At 65.1% G+C, this 15,441-nt stretch carries 13 protein-coding genes; 2 read left to right on the forward strand and 11 right to left on the reverse strand.

Going from position 1 to position 15,441, the window contains the following annotated elements:
- Positions 1 to 94: 94 nt before the first annotated feature.
- A complete protein-coding gene (locus BQ7355_RS01895) occupies positions 95 to 2,137 on the forward strand; it encodes a KUP/HAK/KT family potassium transporter (protein ID WP_240307286.1) in 2,043 nt (680 codons plus the stop codon).
- Positions 2,138 to 2,365: 228 nt separating this feature from the next.
- Here BQ7355_RS01895 and BQ7355_RS01900 read toward each other — a convergent pair whose 3' ends face one another.
- Positions 2,366 to 3,181: a nitroreductase family protein gene (locus tag BQ7355_RS01900; RefSeq protein WP_240307287.1), complete on the reverse strand. Its 816-nt coding sequence runs from the start codon at positions 3,179 to 3,181 to the stop codon at positions 2,366 to 2,368.
- Positions 3,182 to 3,341: 160 nt separating this feature from the next.
- On the opposite strand from BQ7355_RS01900, the gene BQ7355_RS01905 reads away from it, so the two are divergent.
- Entirely contained in the window at positions 3,342 to 5,684 is a 2,343-nt protein-coding gene (locus BQ7355_RS01905; RefSeq protein ID WP_072414667.1) for an LTA synthase family protein, read from the forward strand.
- A gap of 126 nt (positions 5,685 to 5,810) precedes the next feature.
- On the opposite strand, the gene BQ7355_RS01910 is transcribed toward BQ7355_RS01905, so the two are convergent.
- From BQ7355_RS01910 to BQ7355_RS01950, 10 genes are all read right to left on the reverse strand, one after another.
- Positions 5,811 to 6,638, reverse strand: coding sequence for a tyrosine-protein phosphatase (locus BQ7355_RS01910; protein WP_083581416.1), 828 nt, complete (start codon positions 6,636 to 6,638; stop codon positions 5,811 to 5,813).
- A gap of 204 nt (positions 6,639 to 6,842) precedes the next feature.
- Positions 6,843 to 7,658, reverse strand: coding sequence for a hypothetical protein (locus tag BQ7355_RS01915; protein WP_072414668.1), 816 nt, complete (start codon positions 7,656 to 7,658; stop codon positions 6,843 to 6,845).
- Between the two features lie 36 nt (positions 7,659 to 7,694).
- A complete protein-coding gene (locus BQ7355_RS01920; protein WP_072414669.1) occupies positions 7,695 to 8,459 on the reverse strand; it encodes a hypothetical protein in 765 nt (254 codons plus the stop codon).
- 99 nt (positions 8,460 to 8,558) lie between these two features.
- Positions 8,559 to 9,155 (reverse strand): metallophosphoesterase, encoded by a 597-nt coding sequence (locus BQ7355_RS01925; protein WP_083581419.1) that lies wholly within the window; start codon positions 9,153 to 9,155, stop codon positions 8,559 to 8,561.
- A gap of 3 nt (positions 9,156 to 9,158) precedes the next feature.
- A complete protein-coding gene (locus BQ7355_RS08935; protein WP_159430430.1) occupies positions 9,159 to 9,296 on the reverse strand; it encodes a twin-arginine translocation signal domain-containing protein in 138 nt (45 codons plus the stop codon).
- Between the two features lie 329 nt (positions 9,297 to 9,625).
- Positions 9,626 to 10,336 carry an ABC-2 transporter permease gene (locus BQ7355_RS01930; RefSeq protein ID WP_072414671.1) on the reverse strand — a complete coding sequence of 237 codons (711 nt, stop codon included), beginning with the start codon at positions 10,334 to 10,336 and terminating at the stop codon, positions 9,626 to 9,628.
- On the reverse strand, positions 10,333 to 11,289 hold the full coding sequence (locus BQ7355_RS01935; RefSeq protein WP_072414672.1) for an ABC transporter ATP-binding protein: 957 nt from the start codon (positions 11,287 to 11,289) through the stop codon (positions 10,333 to 10,335). Before BQ7355_RS01935 ends, BQ7355_RS01930 begins: the two co-directional genes overlap by 4 nt.
- A gap of 2 nt (positions 11,290 to 11,291) precedes the next feature.
- Positions 11,292 to 11,669, reverse strand: coding sequence for a GntR family transcriptional regulator (locus tag BQ7355_RS01940; protein ID WP_072414673.1), 378 nt, complete (start codon positions 11,667 to 11,669; stop codon positions 11,292 to 11,294).
- A gap of 533 nt (positions 11,670 to 12,202) precedes the next feature.
- Positions 12,203 to 13,393 (reverse strand): NRAMP family divalent metal transporter, encoded by a 1,191-nt coding sequence (locus BQ7355_RS01945; RefSeq protein WP_420806543.1) that lies wholly within the window; start codon positions 13,391 to 13,393, stop codon positions 12,203 to 12,205.
- A gap of 64 nt (positions 13,394 to 13,457) precedes the next feature.
- Positions 13,458 to 15,338: a magnesium transporter gene (locus BQ7355_RS01950; protein ID WP_072414675.1), complete on the reverse strand. Its 1,881-nt coding sequence runs from the start codon at positions 15,336 to 15,338 to the stop codon at positions 13,458 to 13,460.
- Positions 15,339 to 15,441 lie beyond the last annotated feature (103 nt).

Genomic DNA, 15,441 nt, shown 5'->3' on the forward strand with positions numbered 1-15,441 from the left:
GAAGACATGGCGTTTACCGTGCGCAGCATCTATAATGTCTTGCAATCACGGCGGCGCGCCGCGCCGCCCGCATCGTCAAGGAGCACCAACGACAATGTCACAAGCAATCGAATCGACCAGCGAGGCCCCGTCGTCCAAGACCGGGTCGCACGCCATCCCCGTGAGCATCGGAGCGATGCTCGTCACGCTCGGCGTCGTGTACGGCGACATCGGCACGTCGCCCATGTACGTCACCAAGGCGCTGCTCGCCGGCCAAGGTGGCATCATGACGGTGACCGAGGAGTTCATCCTCGGCGCCCTCTCGCTCGTCATCTGGACGGTGACCCTGCTCACCACCGTGAAGTACGTCCTCATCTCGCTGAAAGCCGACAACCACGGCGAGGGCGGCATCTTCGCCCTCTACAGCATCGTGCGCAAGTACGGCAAATGGCTCATCATCCCGGCGATGCTCGGCGGCGCCGCGCTGCTCGCCGACGGCGTGCTCACCCCCGCGGTCACCATCACGACGGCGATCGAGGGCCTGCGCACCATCCCCGCCGTCCATCACATCATGGGCGACAACCAGATGAACGTGGTCATCATCACGCTCATCATCGTGTGCCTGCTGTTCGCCGTCCAGCGCGCCGGCACCTCCAAGATCGGCCGCGCCTTCGGCCCCGTCATGACCTTCTGGTTCCTGTTCCTCGGCGGCGCCGGCCTCGTCCACATCTTGGACAACCCCATCGTCCTCGCAGCCTTCAACCCGCTGCGCGGCATCGCGTTCCTGCTGAGCCCCAACAACCATGCGGGCATCATGATCTTGGGCAGCTGCTTCCTCGCCACCACCGGCGCCGAGGCCCTCTACTCCGACCTCGGTCATGTGGGACGCGGCAACATCTACGCCACCTGGCCGTTCGTCAAGGTCTGCCTCATCCTGTCCTATCTCGGCCAGGGCGCGTGGCTCCTGGCCAACGCCGGTAACGCCGACCTTCTCGCCATCGAGGACCTCAACCCGTTCTTCCAGATGCTCCCCGAGATGGTCCGCCCGTTCGGCGTCCTGCTCTCCACCTGCGCCGCCATCATCGCCAGCCAGGCGCTCGTCACCGGCGCGTTCTCGCTCGTGTCCGAGGCGAGCCGCCTCGACCTCATGCCGCACATGCAGATCTTCTACCCCGCCGAGACCAAGGGCCAGCTCTACATCCCCATGGTCAACAACGTCATGTGGGTCGGCTGCGTCATCGTCGTCCTGCTGTTCCAGAGCTCCGCGCACATGGAGGCCGCTTACGGCCTCGCCATCACCATCACGATGATCTGCACCTCGCTGCTGCTCTTCTTCTACCTGCACGGCGTGCGCAAGATGAAGGCGTTCCCCTGGGTGTTCGTCATCTTCTTCGTCGCGCTCGAGAGCTTCTTCTTCGTGTCCTCGCTCACCAAGTTCTTCCATGGCGGCTACTTCACGATCCTCATGGCCGCCCTCATCATGGGCATCATGGTCAGCTGGTACAACGGCAGCCGCGTCGAGCGCCGCCAGTACACGATGCTGCCCGTGCGCAACTACCTCGACCAGCTCGACCGCCTGCGCGCCGACACGCACTACGAGACCATCTGCGACAACCTGGTCTACCTCACCAACAGCACGTCGACCGACATGCTCGACCGCGACATCCTGTACTCCATCTTCGACAAGCACCCCAAGCGCGCTAACGCCTACTGGGTCCTCAACGTCGAGGTCACCGATCAGCCGCACACCTTCGAGTACTCCGTCGAGAACTACGGGACCGACTACTTCTTCCGCGTGCACCTGCACCTGGGCTACAAGGTCAACCAGCGCGTGAACGCCTACCTGCGCCAGATCGTCTCCGACCTGTCCGCGTCCGGCGAGCTGCCGCCGCAGGTGCACGATTACTCCGTGTACGACAAGCCCGGCGTGATCGGCTCCTTCCGCTTCTGCCTGATCCGCAAGACGCTTGCGCCCGAGTCCGACGTCGAGCAGCGTGAGCGCCATGCCATCGCCCTCAAGTACGCGATCCGACGCTTCGCCGGCTCGCCGGTGCAGTGGTTCGGCCTCGAAAACTCCAGCGTGTTCTATGAGTACGTGCCCCTGTTCACCAAGTTCAAGCCCGTCAACCGCATCAAACGCGTGGAGGTCGAGCGGTAGCGCGCAACCCCGCCCGCTTCTCCCGTATATACGACCGGCGCCCCCGCCTCCCTCGATGTGGAGACGGGGGCGCCGCCGTGTCGTCACCTCGGGCCATCGCCGTGCCCGAAAGGGCGCTGACGCCCAATAGGCGATCGAAGCGGGTGGGCGGCCCGGCGCGGCCCGCTCACCCGAAGGCGGCGGACGGGTGGCGGAACGCCGATCGCCCGGATTCGTCGCGCGCGACGGCTACCAGTCCTCACCGACCCAGTTCTTGATCCACAGCTCCATCGAGCGGGACATCTCCGCCATGAACGGGCTCGTGTGCTTCCGCGTGTAGATGTCCACCACGCGCTCGCCCGCCTCGCGCGCATGCGGGCGGAACATCGCGTCCATCTCCGCCACCTGGGCATCCAGAGTCGCCGCGTCGGCGCGGCGATAGCGCTCGGGCATCACGAGGTTCTCGCGCGGATGCGGGGTCTGCGGGCGAGCCTTCGCGGGGACGCCGAGGATCAGCATCGAGAGCGGAAAGGTGTGCTCCGGCAAGCCGAGCAGATCGCGGACCTCCTCCGCCTGCTCCACCACGTCGCCGATATAGCAGCTTCCGAGACCCACCGCCTCCGCGGCGATCACCGCGTTCTGAGCCGCGATCACGGCGTCCTGGGAAGCGATGGCGAGATCGCCGAGACCCGGATGCCGCTTCGGCGTGCACCCGTGGCGTTCGCAGAACGCGTCCTCGAAGCATCCCACGTGCTCGAACAGGTCGATCCACTTGCAGTAGTCGACCACGAACACGAGCGCCCACGGCGCATGGGCGATCATGGGCTGGTCGTCGCAGAGCACGGCGAGCCGGTCGAGCGTGGCCTGCTCGCGGATGTCGATGATCGAGTACATCATCATCGCCCCCGCGGACGGGGCACGGCTCGCGGCGTGCAGGACCGCGGCGCGCTGTGCGTCTGTGACCCCTGCCGGCTCATCGAACTTGCGGGTCGACGTTCGACGGTCGATAAGCTCGAGTGCATCGCGCACGGGCGTCGTTTCCCCCATGGCGTCATCAGGTTGCATAAGGCCTCCCCTTTCGTGGATTTATGCATATTTTAAGCTGGTAGAAGGCAGTGCTGACAGAATATCGACAAACGCAAGGTACCATGGTGCGTTGCTTCTGCGGGCAGACAGCCCGCGGCCTCCATACACCTCATCGCGCACACGCCCCAAAGGAGCCTTCATGCCCGTCGCCCTCCTGACCTCCCTCTGCCTGGTCCTCAACATAGCCGGCCTGGCCCTCGTCATTCGCCGCGCCGAAAGCATGCGCGCGATCGGCGGCATCGCCATCGCATGGACCTGCCCCTTCATGGCCCTCCAGCTCTTCATCGCGATCTGGTCCGGCATCGGACTCGTCGAGCAGGATGTCCTGGGCGCCGTCGCCTTCAACGCGGCGGCGATCGCGGCATGCCAGCTCTCCGTGCGTCGAAACGAGATGCGCTCCCGTATCGAAGCCTGGCTCGCCGCGCCCCAGCGTCGCGCCGCGCGCCTCACGTTCCGCCCCGACTGCTCCGCGTGCGACAAGGCGGAGCGCTGCGCGCTCCATCCCGATGCGAACAAGCCCAGGGCCGTCGCGCGCCTCGTCGCAGCCATCGGGACGGCGCTGAGGCGGCCCGCGGTCGCGCGCACGCTCGCCATCATGCTCGCGGGCGTCTTCGCCACCCTTGCGCTCGAGATCCCCTCGAACCACAACCTCGGCTGGATGTACCCGCTCTGCCTTCTGCTCGAATGGTCCCTCGTCAGCGCGCTGCTCGGCGGGCTGTTCTTCCTGTTTCAGCGCCGCGGCGCCGCGCCCGCCGTCCTCTCCTTCACCCTCTTCGGTATCGGCATCGCCGAGTACTTCGTCGTCACCTTCAAGTCCATGCCCATCGCGCCGGGCGACCTCTCCGCGCTCTCCACGGCCGCCGCGGTCGCCGGGACCGGGTACACCTACACGCTCTCGGCCTGGTGCCTCTATGCGATGGGCTTCCTGTGCCTCGGCCTTCTGACCTGCGAGGCTTGCTCCCTCATCCGCGACGATCGCGACGCGACCGGGCGCCGGGCCCTCATCGTCAACCTTTTGGTCGCGCTGTGCTGCCTGGGCGGCGTCGCGGGCCACGTCACGCTCATCGACTACTACCACACCCTGCAGATCCAGGTGTACACGTGGCGCCCGCTCGAGAGCTACTACCGCCAGGGCTTCCTCCCGAGCTTCATCTCCGGAGCCCAGACGATCAAGCCGCCCAAGCCCGAGGACTACTCCGTCGAAGCGGCCGAGAACCTGCTCTCCGAGTACGCCGACGCCTACGACGACAGTGAGCAGGCGACAAGCACCGCGCGCGCGGAAGCCGCCGCCCAGTTTGACGCCGAGAAGCCCACGGTCATCGCCATCATGAACGAGACGTTTGCGGACCTCTCCATCTACCAGCAGCTTCACGCCGGGTATACGGGGCCCGAATACTTCAACGGCCTCGCCGACTGCCTGCAGCGCGGCGCCCTTTACGTCTCCGCGTACGGCGGCGGAACCTGCAACACCGAGTTCGAGTTCCTCACCGGCAACTCCATGGCGAACCTCGGCACCGGCGTGTACCCCTACACGATCTACAACCTCACGGACACCGAGGACCTCGCCGCGCAATTCAAGGAGCTCGGTTACGACACGACGGCCATCCACCCCAACCACGCCACCAACTGGAACCGCGAGAACGTCTACAGCGACTTCGGCTTCGACCGATTCCTGTCCATTGCCGACTACCAGGGGGCGGAGACCCTGCGCGGCATGGTGACGGACGCCGCCACCTACGACTCGATCCTCACCATGCTGGATGAGAACGAGAACCCGCAGTTCATCTTCGATGTGACCATGCAGAACCATTCCGGCTACAACACCGGGCTCATCCCTGCGGACAAGCAGGTCAACCTCTCCATCGACGGCATGAGCGATCCCGAGGTCAACGAATACGTCTCCCTTATCCAGGAGTCCGACCGCGCGCTCAAGGACTTTCTCACGAGCCTCCGCTCCCTCGATCGCAAGGTCGTGGTCGTGTTCTTCGGCGACCATCAGCCGTTCTTCCCCGACACCTTCAACGACCAGTGGTTCGCCGGCGAGGACGAGGCGGCGCATCAGGAGCGCCTGTGGCAGACGAGCTACATCATCTGGGCAAACTACGACGTCGACGGCATGATGCAATCCAGCGAGCGCGACGACCTCTCCGTCAACTACCTCGGCGCCGAGCTCATGCAGCTCATCGGCGCGCCGCTGAGCGACTACCAGAAGTCCCAGCTCACGCTGCGCGAGGCCCTGCCCGCCATCAACACGACCGGCTTCGAGGACTCCGCGATGCGCTGGTACCTCGCGACCACCGAAACCGACGACCAGCAGGACGACGCCGCACTCGCCGCCGCCGAGAAGGCGCGGCAGGATTACGCGATGATGCAATATTACGAGATGTTCGGGGACGGCTCGCAGATCTACACCGAGCACGCGCAGACCGCAGCGAACGAGACCAACCCCAACCTCGACCCGGGCACGACGAAGATCAAGTAATCCGCAGCGCACTGCCGACGCAGCCGCAACGCGAGGCCCGCCGACCGCCCCTCGGCAGTCAGCGGGCCCACTCAATACAGAGGCGCATGCTTGAATAGATGGCGGGGGATGCGGGCGACGGGCTTCCTACATGCCGCGCAGACGTCCTGCCAGGCGATCAAGCACCTGGGGAGAGATGCCTGCATGGCCCTCGAGATACGCCCGCGCCGTTCCGTACCGCTCATGGAGATGCACGAGCGTCAACTCCATCTCGGACGGTACGGCCTCGAACAGGCAGCGCGGGGCGCGGCGGCGCAGGGCGATCGACACGGCGACGCGCTGCGCGCGCAGCCCGCGACCGAGATAGCGCTGGGTGGCAGCGTAGTCCGCCACGATGTCGCCATCGGATACGCCCGCAAGACCGAGGAGCAGCATCGCGATGACGCCCGTGCGGTCCTTGCCCGCCCGGCAGTGGAACAGCGCGCACCCCGATGCCCCATCTGAATCGAGGGCCGTCATGACCTGGGCGATGCTGGCACCGTCGTTATCGAGTAGGCTCTTGTACACCGTGAGCATGCGGTCCGGAAGCGCATCGCGAAACCCGTTTGAATTCAGCTGGTCGAGCATGGGGACGTGCGTGTAGACCACGCCATCGCGACCGCCGGCGTACGGATCCGGCCAATGGGACACCTCGAATCCGCTGCGCAAGTCCACCACGCGCGCCAGGCCGCCGTCTCCATACGAGCGCAGGAACGCGAAGTCGGCCTCGCGGAGACGCCGAAGCGACGGAGCGCGTAGGAAGACGCCTGCGGCCGTGGTGCCGCACCCGCCGTCCTCATCCGTAAACGCCAGGCCGCCGAGATCGCGCACGTTGTGGACGTGCCCGAGAGGGAGCTCGCCGCGATCGGGCGCGGCCGACGGCGCATGCGAGTCGCAGGCACCGGCAGCCCGGATCCCTTCTGACTCCGTTTTCATTCCCGCCTCCTTCGCGACGCGATCGGGGCGCCCCGGCCATCGCCGAAGCGCCTCTTCGTAGCCTACATGGTAGCGCCTCCCTCGACGCGATTTCTTACAGAGTGCTTACGTCTAGCAGAAGGTCGATGCGAACGATGGGCACGGACCGCAACGGCGTAGGTCACCGTTTTCGCTGGAGGGCATGCGGGTGCCAGGCGACACGGATTAGAGGGAATCCTCACCTCGATCGTGCGCGAACTTCTGCCCGAGGACGCCGGCCACGAGCGCGCCGAGGCCCAGAATTCCGACGGCTGTCGAAGGGTTGGCATCGCCCGTCTGAGGCAACCCGCCGTTCGTCTTGCCCGGGGTCCCCGAACCCGAGCCAGTGCTTCCGTTCGAGCCGGAGCCGGACCCCGCTCCGCTGCCGGAGCCGATGCCACCGGCACCGCCCGCCGCCCAGTTGGGGTCGGTGAGCGTCGCGCCCAGCGCGAGCTTGCGATCGGTCGTCGTATTGGAGTCGTGGGTCAAGGTGCAGAGCGCACCGTAGGCCAGCTCGGCGACCGACGGGATGTTGGGGATCATGTTCGCGGGGTTATCGCCCAGAAAGCCCAGGACGGAGCCGACGTTGCTCGCGACCAGGCCGATCAGCATGATGGGGCCCGTCCCCTGATCCTTCACGCACAGGTCGGACAGCTTCAGGCTCACCTTCTTCAGCAGCTTGGTCAGCGCGGCGAGATTGTTCTCCTCGTTCAGCGCGGCGCGCAGGAAGCTGATAAGCGAGCCGTCGGCAGCCGCCGCGCCCGCCTCGTCGGAGCCCGTGAGCTTGATGTTCGCCGTAGCCGCCTCCACCCAGGCGGGGCAGGCCTCATCGCCGAAGAGATGGTCGCCGTATGCGAACTTGACGAGGTCGAACAGGGTCTTCCCCTCGGCATCAACCTGCTGGGCCAGCAGCGTCTCGACCAGCGCGCGCAACAGCGCGAGGGTATCCGACTTGCCGTTCTGCAGGATCCCCGTATCGATCTTGGAATAGATCGTCGCCATGAACTTCGCGAAGGACGCGTCATCGATGTAGCAGGACTAGTACTTCCCGGCAGCGTACGTCATGGGAGTCGCCGCCACCACCGCCTCCAGCTCGGCGACCGCCTCGGGCGTGGGATCGAGCGCGAACGTCTGCACGCCCTGGGCCTGAACATCCATGCGCTCGAGAATGATGCGGGAGGCGGCGGCATCGGCCCAGATGCCCGGCGTGCCGTAGCTCTTGATGAGCATGCTCAGGTCGCCCAGGTCCATCGTGATTGCCGCATCTTTCGACTGAGGCAGCGCCGTGCACAGCAATCCGAATAGCGATGCATCGAGCGTATCGACCGTCACGCCCTCGACACCGAAGCTGCCCATGAGGCCGGCGAGCGCGGGCTTCACGCCGCCGTTCGCGACCATCTCGTCGATCATCGGGGAGACCAGCGTATCGGCGATCATCGTCTTCACCACGTCGACCGTGAGCAGACGCTCGTCGCCGTAGGCGGTGATGTCCTCGATGGCCTGCGGCTCGTTCGTGGCGAAATCCCGATAGTCGACCGCGCCCAGCGCGTGGTTCTCCACGGCGAGCGTCGCGTTCACCGTCGCCGTACCGGCCTCGCGCTCCCACGAAAGCGTAGCGAAGCGGATGCCGCTCGGATAGGTGGCAGTCGCGCAGGTCTCGATGTCGTAGAGCACGTTGCCCGCATCCGTCTTGATGCTCGCGATGTCGTTCGCGTGCATATGGCCGGTGAACACCGCGGAGATGCCCGCATCGGCGTAGCGGCGCTGGCACTCCTCGTAGTTATCCGCCAGGTACTCACCCATGGGCCGGGGCTCCATGTCGAAATGGGGCACGATGCCGTGGTGCTGCATCGCGATAACGATGTCGCCGGCGGCGCGGGCCTGCTTCGCCTGGCTCTCGACCTAGGCGAGCAGCTTCTCTCCCACCACGCCCGAGGTGACGTGCTCGTCGCGATCGAGGCCGTTCTGATCGCTGGAATACTTGCCGGAGTCGACCACGATCAGCGTGATGCCCTTGACGGGGCGCACCGCGTAGGAGAGGCTTCCGCCGCGCGTGCCGCCCTCATCGAACTTCGCGATGGCGGCATCGTAGCCGCAATCGGCCCACAGGTCCTTGAACGCGAGGGGATCGACCAGGTCGGTATGCTCTGCGGCACCGCTGGAGAAGTCGCGGCCGTTGTCGTCGTTGTTGATATCGTGGTTGCCGTTGATGACACAGAAGAGCGTCTGCTTGCCGGCCGCCGCGAGCTCCTTGCGGGCAGCGACGATCTTGTCGTGCACCTCGGTATGGCAGATCAGCTCGCCGTCCTTGGTAAGGTCGCCGGAAACGAGCACCAGATCGGGCTGGTACACCACGATTTCCGCCAGAGCCTTGTCGATGATCGCGCCGGAATCCTTGAACATCTTGCGGTCGGAATTCTCCGCGATCGTGAAGTCCTCGCAATCCGACCACAGGCTCTTCGAGAAGTAATGGAGGTCGGAGATATGGGCGATCTTGATCTGCTAGGGATAGTCGGCACCGGACCCGGCCGTCTCGGCGGCCGCCTCGGCTGGGCTCATCGAGCACGCGGCAGCAGCGACACCCGCGCCCACGACGGAGAAACGAACGAAATTGCGACGGCTTATCGTCTGCTGTGGCATAACACTGGCTCCCATCACGTATGTGCATAGAAAAGACCGCGATGCGGTCCGCACCCAAGTATGGGGAGCGCGTGTTAGCGCAAGAGCGAATCGATGTCAGCCAATCGGCATGATCGTGCAAGAACTATCATGCGCGTACCCGAATAGTAAGCGATTTGCAAAGACCTCAAATTGGGGCCTCAGATTGGGGACAGGCACCAATTTGAGACCTACAGATTGGCGCCTGTCCCCAGGCAGGGCCTCAGGTCGGCGCCCGTCCCCTTAGGCCGGGCCGGGCCTCAGATTGGTGCCTGTCCCCTATTTGAGAGGCGCCAATCCGAGGTTGCGGCTTATAGGTCGCGCGCGGAATAGATGCGCAGGGAGATCGCACAGCTCACCGCGTAGCACACCAGACCGAACGCGCACGCACCCGCGGCGAACGCCGCCAGGCCCTCCGGCGTCTGTGCAAAAGCAAACGCGCGCTGCGCCGCCATCATGGCCTCCCCGCCCATGAAACCGACAATCATGAACGGCGCGACGCCCAAAAACATCATAATGAAGGGTAGCCACTGCGTCGCCTTGGTCTGTCCGAACTTGAAGAACACCGGCATGGACACCGACGCGATGACGAACCCCACGGCGCTGCAGAATGCCAGCGTGAACAGCCCCGCCTGCATCGCGTCCGCATCGAGCCGGACCACGCGCGCGACCACCTCGGGCAGCATGGAGGCCTGGCCGAGCATCGACAGGACGAGCGCCGCGGCGGCGACGAGCAGCGATACGGACAGCGCCCCGGCGAGCACGAACAGATACCGCCCGAGGACGACCTCCCTACGCGAGACGGGCATGGTCAGGCGGAACGCCGCCCAGCCGTTGTGTTCGTCATAGTTGCTCGCGCTGCTGGACAGGCTGAACATCCCCATCATGAAGATGATTCCCGGCAGCGCCGACGTGTTGCCCGTTCCTGCCGCGAAGCACACCGCCATGAACAAGATACTGAAGGACAGCTGCTTGAGGTACTGACCGAACACGACAAGCTCCATCTTGGCCATACGCATCATCGCGCATCGCCTCCTTTCGCAGCCGCTCCGCGCGGATGCAGCACCGAGCCCTTGAGCATGAGCGCCATGTAATCGTCGATGGTCACACGGTCGCACGGAATCCGTGGGAACACGCGGGCGAACTCGAAGCGGTCCGGCACCAGCACGTCCACACCGTAGTCGTGGTGCAGCACGCGCAGCTCGTCCGGCGCGGACGGGCTCGCCAGCACATGCTCGGCCTCCGCCGCGCGACAGCGCGCCACGCCCATGAGGTCGCAGATCTCGTCCTTGGAACAAGCGAACACGATGCGGCCCTCGTCGATGCACACCACCTCGTCGGCGATCTTGTCCAGGTCGCTCGTGATGTGGCTGCTCATGAGGATCGCGTGGCACGGCTCACCCGACGCGTCCTCAACAGCGACGAATTCGCGCAGCATGTCGAGCACCTCGTCGCGCGCCATCGGGTCGAGTCCCGCCGTGGCCTCGTCCAAAATAAGCACCTGGGGGTCGTGCGCCAATGCGCACGCCAGGCTCAGCTTCATCCCCATGCCGCGGGAAAGCTCCTTGATGGCCTTGGCGTCGTCCAGTTTGAGCTGGACGAGGTTGCGCTCGAACGCCGATGCGTCCCAGGTTGCATACACACGGGACATCAGCTTGCCGACCTCGCGCACCCTCATGTGCGGAGGCATCGAGACGGTGTCGAACACCACGCCGATGCGCTCCTTTACCGCGGCCGACGATGCGGACAGCTCGCGCGGCGAGGCACCCAGCACCCGGACCTCTCCCCCGTCGAGTTCGATCAGCCCCAGCAGCGCCTTGATGGTGGTGGACTTTCCGGCGCCGTTCTGGCCGATGAAGCCCACGATCTGACCAGGCTCCACCGCAAAGCTGACCTGCTGCAACGCAAATCCGTCATAGCGTTTGATGACGCCATGCGCCTCGATAAGCGGCGCGCCCGCAAACGATGTCGTCATAGTTAGTCGTCACTCTCCAAAAGGGTGCTTATCATCTCGATGAGCTCGCCATCGCCCAACCCGAGCGCGCGACCCGCCTCGATCGCCTGGCCAAGACGCTCCTCGATCTCGCGAAGGCGCTCCTCGCGAAGCAGATCGGCGTTGCCACCCGCCACGAAGCTGCCTTTGCCCTGCACGGTCTCGATGAACCCTTGGGATTCCAGGTCGGTATAGGCGCGCTTGGTGGTGATCGCGCTCACCCGCAAGCTGTTGGCGAGCGCGCGAATCGAGGGGAGCTGCTCGCCCGCCGCGAGTTCGCCCGCCATGATCTGATCTTTGATCTGGCTGGTTATCTGCTCGTAGATGGGTTTCGAGCTTGAGTTCGAGATGATGATTTCCACGAAATAGATTCCTTCCCTGCCATGCCGACGAGGCGTCCCCCGGCGGCTCGCACGGGGTCCCGACGTCTCGAGAACCCCGCCTGTGAGTATATATGTATATACTCACTAACTACAGTATATACACACCTATACACAGTGCAAGCGTTTTTCTTCCCCAATGCGATCTCTCAAATTGGGGACAGGCACCTTTTTGAGACTGTTGCAGAACGGAGCCGTGTTTTGGTGCACATGAAGGCAGCGATCGGCGCGGGGTGCGCGAGGCACCAAATTGAGAGGAGCCGCGCCCCACGCGCCCCTCAAAAAGGGGACAGGCACCGAATTGAGAGGCAGATGAAGCGGAAGACGCTGACAGAACGCCATGCAGACCGGTCCCGTGGCGACCCCGTCACGAGCCACCCGCAGCACAATTTGGCGCCGCCTGCCCCTTGCACAATTTAGTGCCTGTCCCCTTTTTGAGTGCCTGTCCCCTTTTTGAGGTACCACGGGCCGGACTGGGGAGCCTTACGGACACGGTAGCGAGACGGGACAGGACCTCAGTAGCCGAGCGCCTGCAGGCCGAACATCACGACGGTGAGCACGGTGATCAGCGCGATCGTGCCCCAGGTGAGGACGTTCCATGCGCGACCGTTACGGTACTTGCCCATGATGTGCTTGTCCTGGGCGATGAACACCAGGAACACCAAGAGCACGGGCAGCAGAACGCCGTTGATGACCTGCGCGCTCATCATGATCTGGAACAGGTCGACGCCAGGCATGATGACCAGCAGGGCGGACGCGACGATGACCGCGGTGATGATGCCGCGGTACACGGGCGCCTCATCCCAGCTGCGATCGGCACCGCGCTCCCACCCGAACGCCTCGCAGATGGCACTCGAGGTCACGCCGGGCAGCACGCAGGCGGCCAAGAAGCTCGCAGCGACCAGGCCCGAGGCGAACAGGATCGTAGAGAACTCGCCGGCGATGGGCTCGAGCGCGAGCGCCGCGTCGGCCGCGTCGGCGACCTCGATGCCCGCAGGATGCAGGACGGCGCCGGTGGTCACGATGATGAACCAGGCGATGGCGCAGGCGATGATGGAGCCGGTGGCGGTATCGATGCGCTGCAGCACGATACCGTCCTCGCTGACGTTCTTGTCGACCACGTTGTTCTGCGCGAGGAAGATCATCCACGGCGCGATGGTGGTGCCGATGGTCGCGACGAGCAGCGAGACGTACTGCGGCTCGTTCACCAGACGCGGCGTGACCGTGGCCAAGGCGACCTCGCCCCAATTGGGGCCGACGAGGAACGCCGCCACGATATAGGTGACGAACACGCAGCTCACGAGCAGCAGGATCTTCTCGATGCGGCGGAAGCTCCCGGACATGGTGAGCATCCACACGAGCAGCGCCACCAACGGGACGGACACGGTCTTGGGCACGCCGAACAGCGCCAAGCCGCTCGCGATGCCCGCGAACTCGGAGATGGTCACGGCGGTGTTCGCGATGAGCAGCGCACCCATCGCCAGGGCGCTCTTGCGCACGCCGAACTTCTCGCGAATGAGCGAGGCGAAGCCCTTGCCCGTGACGCAGCCGCAGCGCGCCGCGGTCTCCTGCACCACGATGAGCAGCAGCGCCATCACGGGCAACATCCACAGCGTGCCGTAGCCGTAGCTCGCGCCCGCGCTGGAATACGTGGCGATGCCGCCGGCGTCGTTGCCCGAGAGCGCCGCGAGCAGGCCGGGGCCCATGGCGCCCAGCACGGCGGCTACGGTAAGCTTCTGCTTGTCCTGTGTCTCCACATGCATCCCCGCCCTACAGCAGCGGCACGGCGCCGAGCACCGTGTACGCGAGAGCCGACAGAAGCACCGCGGCGAACGTGAGCGAGGTTCCCGAGGTCCCCCGATCGCGCTCCTCGCCCCGCACCAGGACGGCGAAGTAGGCGACGGCGCTCGCATAGGTCGCCGCGATCACGATGGCCGCGGCGCGGAAGCACGCGAGGTACGTCGAGATCGCCAGAGGATCGCCCCCGGCGAAGATGGTGGTCGCCATGAGCTCGCCGCACAGATAGACCACGGCGGCAAGCACCACGCCGATGAACGTTGACTTGAGGAAGAACCCCAGGTAGGGCTTGGACTCGTCATCGCGCTCATCGTACTCGAGGAAGGTGTTCTTCACGAACGCCGTCATGCGCATGGCGGCGAGCAGCACCACCGGCATGATCGAGATGGGCATGAGCGCGTAGAGGCCCTCGCTGGTGATGACGCGCGAGGCGTCCATGCCGGCACCGATGGCGTCCGGGGACGTGACCGCGATCGCGGCGATGGCGCACGCGGCGATGGCCCAGACGGCGATCCAGTACTGACGCTGCGCGAACCACACGAAGGAGTGCGCGGACTCGCCCGTGGTGGACTCACCGGTGGAGAGGCCGGCGATCTGCAGGTCCTCCTGATGCTCCTCGGCGATGACGTCCATGGCGTCATCGAAGGTGACGATACCCAGGATGTGGCGGCTCTCGTCGCAAACGGGGATGGCGACCAGGTCGTACTTGGTCATCTCCTCGGTCACCTGCTCCTGGTCAAGGTCGGGCTCGACCCATACCACGTCGCGGTAGGCAAGATCGGACAGGCGGTCCTCGCGCTCCGCCACGATCAGGGTGCGCAGGGACAGAACGCCGGTGAGGACGCCCGCGGGATCGGTGGTATAGACGTAGTAGACGCTCTCGAAATCCTCATCGAGCTTGCGGATGGCGTCGATCGCGTCCTGCACGGTCGCGGTGGAGGGCAGCGCGACGAACTCGCTCGTCATGATGCGACCCGCGGTGTCCTCCTCGTACCCGAGCAGGTTGCGGATGGCCTTCTCCTCCTTCACGCCCATGAGGCGCAAGAGCTTCTCGGCCTTCTCGTTGCCGAGCTCCTCGATGAGCTCGACGGCGTCGTCGGGATCCATGAGGGCGAGCATCGAGGACGCGTCGCGGTCGGTCATGCCCTCGATCATCTCGGCCACGAGCTCGTCGTCGTCGAGCTCGGCGATGGCCTCGGCGGCCTGGGCGGTGTCGAGCTGGGCAAACACCTGGCTGCGCAGGCGCGGATCGAGCTGCTCGATGATGTCGGCGATATCGGCCGGGTGCAGTTCGTCGAGCGTCTTATGGGAGACGGAGAGCTTGATGTCCTGCGTGGAGCGCTCGAGCAGGTCCATATAGGACCAGGCGATGATGTCTTCGCCGAGCGGCTTGCCGATCGCCTTCGCGACGCGTTCGACGCCGTGCTCGAGCGCGGGGTGAATCGCGCGCAGCAGGCCGCGGGCGCCCACCTCGGCACCGAGCAGGCGGAGCTGCAGCCGGTTCTCCCCCGAGACGGAGAACTTGATGTCGTTCACGCGCACGACCTTCATGCCCTGCGTGTCCACGATCTGCTTGTTCAGGATGTCGCGCGCCAGCAGCACCTCGTCGGGCTGCAGGTAGGAGAAGCGAATATCGGTATCCGGGCAGTTGAGGTAGACGCCGGAGTCGTCGACATGGTCGACGTACTTGCGCCAGCTGATCATGAAGGGCGTCTTGCCCGGCCCCTGGAATGCCAAAGACGTCACATGCGGGAAGACCTCGCCCGTAGCGATGCCGAAATCGTTCACGATACCGAGCTTCTCGCCGTTCACATCCAGAACGGGCAGCCTGAGCATCTCGGAAAGATAGTTCATGGTGCTCCTTCGCCTTTCGATGGAGGTTATGGACACGCTCGACCGCGCGCCCCGGCAAAGGAGGCTCGCAGGTCAGCAGCTACTGTGTGGTCGGGGTTTGGAT

It is taken from the genome of Collinsella phocaeensis (assembly GCF_900119895.1).
Classification (GTDB): domain Bacteria; phylum Actinomycetota; class Coriobacteriia; order Coriobacteriales; family Coriobacteriaceae; genus Collinsella; species Collinsella phocaeensis.

Excerpts from the sequence above, each read along its gene's own strand:
- BQ7355_RS08935 (WP_159430430.1), bottom strand. The coding sequence starts at position 9,296 with ATGCCACAGCAGACGATAAGCCGTCGCAATTTCGTTCGTTTCTCCGTC.
- BQ7355_RS01910 (WP_083581416.1), bottom strand. The coding sequence starts at position 6,638 with ATGAAAACGGAGTCAGAAGGGATCCGGGCTGCCGGTGCCTGCGACTCG.
- BQ7355_RS01930 (WP_072414671.1), bottom strand. The coding sequence starts at position 10,336 with ATGATGCGTATGGCCAAGATGGAGCTTGTCGTGTTCGGTCAGTACCTC.
- BQ7355_RS01905 (WP_072414667.1), top strand. The coding sequence starts at position 3,342 with ATGCCCGTCGCCCTCCTGACCTCCCTCTGCCTGGTCCTCAACATAGCC.
- BQ7355_RS01920 (WP_072414669.1), bottom strand. The coding sequence starts at position 8,459 with ATGGGTGAGTACCTGGCGGATAACTACGAGGAGTGCCAGCGCCGCTAC.
- BQ7355_RS01935 (WP_072414672.1), bottom strand. The coding sequence starts at position 11,289 with ATGACGACATCGTTTGCGGGCGCGCCGCTTATCGAGGCGCATGGCGTC.
- BQ7355_RS01895 (WP_240307286.1), top strand. The coding sequence starts at position 95 with ATGTCACAAGCAATCGAATCGACCAGCGAGGCCCCGTCGTCCAAGACC.
- BQ7355_RS01915 (WP_072414668.1), bottom strand. The coding sequence starts at position 7,658 with ATGGCGACGATCTATTCCAAGATCGATACGGGGATCCTGCAGAACGGC.
- BQ7355_RS01950 (WP_072414675.1), bottom strand. The coding sequence starts at position 15,338 with ATGAACTATCTTTCCGAGATGCTCAGGCTGCCCGTTCTGGATGTGAAC.
- BQ7355_RS01945 (WP_420806543.1), bottom strand. The coding sequence starts at position 13,393 with ATGGGCCCCGGCCTGCTCGCGGCGCTCTCGGGCAACGACGCCGGCGGC.
- BQ7355_RS01900 (WP_240307287.1), bottom strand. The coding sequence starts at position 3,181 with ATGCAACCTGATGACGCCATGGGGGAAACGACGCCCGTGCGCGATGCA.